Source organism: Brevundimonas sp. (assembly GCF_030656255.1).
In the GTDB taxonomy this organism is placed as follows: Bacteria; Pseudomonadota; Alphaproteobacteria; order Caulobacterales; family Caulobacteraceae; genus Brevundimonas.
This window is the reverse complement of the sequence record NZ_JAUSOE010000132.1, coordinates 1-3978: the sequence shown is the minus strand read 5'-3', so window position 1 is coordinate 3978 and position 3978 is coordinate 1. Positions and strand designations below refer to the sequence as shown.

5 protein-coding genes are annotated in these 3978 nt (G+C 67.1%); 2 read left to right on the top strand and 3 right to left on the bottom strand.

Going from position 1 to position 3978, the window contains the following annotated elements:
- Positions 1-104: 104 nt before the first annotated feature.
- From Q7J26_RS13290 to Q7J26_RS13280, 3 genes are read right to left on the bottom strand one after another with little or no spacing between them, the layout of a single operon-like run.
- Entirely contained in the window at positions 105-887 is a 783-nt protein-coding gene (locus Q7J26_RS13290; RefSeq protein WP_304936884.1) for a GIN domain-containing protein, read from the bottom strand.
- A complete protein-coding gene (locus Q7J26_RS13285; protein ID WP_304936883.1) occupies positions 884-1489 on the bottom strand; it encodes a DUF1700 domain-containing protein in 606 nt (201 codons plus the stop codon). The genes Q7J26_RS13290 and Q7J26_RS13285 overlap by 4 nt, the downstream gene beginning before the upstream one ends.
- Positions 1486-1872 (bottom strand): PadR family transcriptional regulator, encoded by a 387-nt coding sequence (locus Q7J26_RS13280; protein WP_304936882.1) that lies wholly within the window; start codon positions 1870-1872, stop codon positions 1486-1488. Before Q7J26_RS13280 ends, Q7J26_RS13285 begins: the two co-directional genes overlap by 4 nt.
- Before the next feature lie 263 nt (positions 1873-2135).
- Here Q7J26_RS13280 and coxB point away from each other — a divergent pair, with 263 nt between their 5' ends.
- Both coxB and Q7J26_RS13270 read left to right on the top strand, forming a co-directional pair.
- Complete coding sequence (coxB, locus tag Q7J26_RS13275) at positions 2136-3182, top strand: cytochrome c oxidase subunit II (protein ID WP_304936881.1); 1047 nt, start codon at positions 2136-2138, stop codon at positions 3180-3182.
- Between the two features lie 15 nt (positions 3183-3197).
- A partial coding sequence (locus tag Q7J26_RS13270) for a cbb3-type cytochrome c oxidase subunit I (protein WP_304936880.1) occupies positions 3198-3978 on the top strand: 781 nt, incomplete at its 3' end.

Genomic DNA, 3978 nt, shown 5'->3' with positions numbered 1-3978 from the left:
CGCGGCGCAGAGCGCCGTGACGGAGGGGGGCTGCAAGGTTCAGCCCCGCACCACTTTCATGCAGTCGCGAACCCTCCCCCGCAAGCGAGGGAGGGTCTGGTCCTTCAGTTCTGGTACACGTCGCCGGAGCCGGCGATTTCGCTGGTCAGCTTGGCCGGGCGCGTGGCCAGGGTGACGTCGCCGGAGCCGGCGATGCGGACCTGGACGTCGCCGGTGGGGGCGATGTCGGCGTCGCCGGAGCCGGCGATGGCGATCTTGGCGTCCTTGGCGTCCAGGGCCCGGAGATCGGCGTCGCCCGAACCGGCGATGTCGAGATCCAGGGCGTCGGTGCGGCCGGCGGCGGTGACATCGGCCGATCCGGAGATCGACAGGGCCATCGCGGGCTGGTCATAGGCGGTGATGTCCAGGTCGCCCGAGCCGTTGGAGGCGAAGCGGCGCACGTTCGGGGCGGTGACGACGACGCGCAGTTCGTCGCGTTCCGACCGGGCGGAGAAGTTTCCGTTGTCCCAGCCGAACACGATCCGTTCGTCGCCGTCGCCCATGAACAGGCGGCCGTCCGTCAGGGTGACCCGGTCGGTCAGCCCCTTGGGACCGGTGATGACCACGGTATTGGCCGGACCCTGGACGTATTCGACGTCGATGCTGGAATCGATGGTCAGGGCCTCGCCGCCGGTCCAGGCCAGGGTGCGGGTGGTGAAAGGGCCGAGATCGTCGGTCCCGCCGCCCTTGACCCGTTCGAAGCGGACGCTTTCGCCGTTGTCGTCCTTGAAGGTCCAGGCCCAGCCGTGGCGTTGCAGATCGTGGCCGCCGAGGGCGACGGCGCCGCCCAGGGTGACGATGCACAGCACCAGGGCGGCGCCGGCGATGATGAACAGAGTGCGGATCATAGCGAGCCTCCCGTGCTCGTGGTTTCGGATTGGGCGTCGGATTGGGGTTCAAGCGCCGGCTTCAGCAGCCGGTAGTGCAGGCGGGCGAACCAGACGATCCCGTTGACCAGCCAGATGGTGACGATGGTCAGCAGGGCGCCGATGAAGACGGCCCCGGCCATCAGGCCCAGACCCATCAGGATCGCCGCGAAGGGCCCGCCGGGGAAGCCGGCGAAGGGACCGGCGACCATGACCGCGCCGCCCGAGAAGAACAGGGCGATGGCGGCGATGAAGAAGCCGAAGATGGTCCCGACCAGGCCCATCAGGATGGGCAGCAGGATCAGGATGTCGATGGCGCCCAGGCCCAGGACGGCGAAGACGGCGGCGGCGGCGGCGGAGGGGTTCTTCTCCTGGCGCCAGCGCTGGATCCCGGCCTCGGCCTTCAACTCGCGGGCCAGCCGGCCCGGATCGCCCAGGGCGGCGGCCACCTCGGCCTCGGTGCGGCCGGCGGCCAGGCCGTCGGCGAAATGGGTCTCATAGTCGGCGATGATGTCGGTCGCCGTGGCGGTCGGAAGGCCGACCAGGCCGCTTCTGAGACGGGCGATGAATTCCGCGCGCGTCATTGTTCCTCTCCCTCCGGTTGAGCGTCGGCAGCCTGGGGCTCCGGCGTCTGGATCGTGTTCGTGTCGTTCGCCAGGACGGCGTCGACAGCCTTGGTGAAGGCCGACCATTCGACGGTCTGGGCGGCCAGGGCCGTCCGTCCGGCGTCGGTCAGGCGATAGTATTTGCGGGACGGGCCGGATGAGGATTCGACCAGATAGGTCTCGACCTGTCCGTCCGACTGCATCCGGCGCATCAGGGGGTAGATGGTCCCTTCCCCCATATCGATCGCGTCCGACAGGCGGCTGGCGATTTCGTAGGCGTAGCTGTCCGCCCGGTTCAGAAGCGCCAGGACACACAGTCCCAGAACCCCCTTCTTCAGCTGTATCTCGATGGTTTCTGTCACCTCGATCTCTCCTCTGATGGAGATTGAGTACGACAAGGTACCTTGTGACGCAAGGTACCTGTTTAAACATGACGAAGGTTTAATCCAACGCGGTTCGGCCGGACATTGAGGCCGGTTTGCGGCGAGGGGGCCGTGATCGCTTGGCAAGCGGGAGGCGATCCGATAGGGACTCAAGCAAGTGCCGGGTGGACCAACATGCCCGCGCGAAGACTTGCGATTCACTCGCAAGTCTCTGCTGCAAAAAGACATTATGGGGACTTCGTATGGGAATGGGGACGCGAGCCCTGAGAAGAGCGAAGGCGGGAGCGACCACGGCCACGACGGCTGTCGGGATCGCTCTGTTCTCCGCCGCGCCGACTTGGGCGCAGGATCTGATGGGCCAGCCCACGCCGGGCGGCATCGGCTTGCAGCCGGCCGCCGCGCCGCTGAAGCACGACGCCATCTGGTTCCACGACATCGTCCTGATGCCCGTCATCACGGGCATCACCCTGCTGGTGCTGGGCCTGCTGGCCTGGATCGTGTTCCGTTACAACAAGAAGTCCAATCCGACGCCCGCGCGCTGGAGCCACAACACGACGGTCGAGATCATCTGGACCGTGCTGCCGGTGGTGATCCTGGTGGGGATCTCGCTGTTCTCGTTCCGCCTGCTGTTCGCCTATCACGACATGCCGGAACCCGATCTGACGGTGAAGGTCACGGGCAACCAGTGGAACTGGGCCTATGAATATCCCGACCAGGGCGTGGCCGAATATATCTCCAACATGGTGCCGGAAGGCGAACTGGCCGAGCGCGGCCTGTCGCACAGCGTCTATCGCCTGGCCGCCGACGAGCCGATGGTGGTGCCGGTCGGCAAGACGGTGCGTCTGCTGATCACCGCCTCGGACGTGATCCACGCCGTGGCCCTGCCGGCCTTCGGGCTGAAGACCGACGCCGTGCCCGGCCGGGTCAACGAGACCTGGTTCAAGGCCGAGCGCACCGGCGTCTTCTATGGCCAGTGCTCGGAACTGTGCGGCGTCGATCACGCCTTCATGCCGATCCAGATCAATGTCGTGACCCAGGCCGAGTTCGAACGCTGGATCGCCTCCAAGGGCGGCTCCATGACGCCGAAGACGCCCGAGGCGGCGCCGGGCGGAACTGCGGCTCAGGTCGAAGCCGGCACGACCGGCGCCCCCGTGATCGGAACGGCGACGACCGGTCCCGAAGCGGGCGCGACCACCGGCGCCCCCACCGCCCAGACCGCGACGACGCCGACGGCGCCGACCGTTCAACCCGCTCCCGCCGCGGCCTCCGCCGCGCCGGCCGCCCAGTAAGAGGCGAGCAGTTCCATGGCTGACGCAATCATCTCGACCCACGACACCCTGCACGCGCCCGAGGCCCATCACCACGACGACCACAAGCCGGGCTTCTTCACCCGCTGGTTCCTGTCGACCAATCACAAGGACATCGGCACCCTGTATCTGCTGTTCGCCATCATGGCGGGCGTGGTCGGGGGCGCCCTGTCGGGCCTGATCCGCTGGGAACTGGCCGAGCCGGGCATCCAGATCTTCAAGGAAGGCTCGTCGATCCAACTGCTGGGTCTCGTGGAGCAGTCCAAGCACGGCTATAATGTCACCGTCACGGCCCACGCCCTGATCATGATCTTCTTCATGGTCATGCCCGCCATGATCGGCGGCTTCGGCAACTGGTTCGTGCCGATCATGATCGGGGCGCCGGACATGGCCTTCCCGCGCATGAACAACATCTCCTTCTGGCTGCTGGTGGCGGCCTGGGTGCTGCTGGTGCTGTCGATGTTCACCGACGGCGGCCCGGGCCAGGGCTTCGGCGGGGGCTGGACGGCCTATCCGCCGCTGTCGACCACGGGCCACGTCGGCCCCGCCTTCGACCTGGCCATTTTCGCCCTGCACGTCGCGGGCGCCAGCTCGATCCTGGGCGCGATCAACTTCATCACCACGATCCTGAACATGCGCGCGCCGGGCATGACCCTGCACCGGATGCCGCTGTTCGCCTGGTCGGTGCTGATCACCGCCTTCCTGCTGCTGCTGTCGCTGCCGGTGCTGGCGGGGGCGATCACCATGTTGCTGACCGACCGCAACTTCGGCACCCACT

Bases quoted from the DNA above. Each gene is read 5' to 3' on its own strand.
- Q7J26_RS13290 (WP_304936884.1), bottom strand. From the start codon at position 887: ATGATCCGCACTCTGTTCATCATCGCCGGCGCCGCCCTGGTGCTGTGC.
- Q7J26_RS13285 (WP_304936883.1), bottom strand. From the start codon at position 1,489: ATGACGCGCGCGGAATTCATCGCCCGTCTCAGAAGCGGCCTGGTCGGC.
- coxB (WP_304936881.1), top strand. From the start codon at position 2,136: ATGGGAATGGGGACGCGAGCCCTGAGAAGAGCGAAGGCGGGAGCGACC.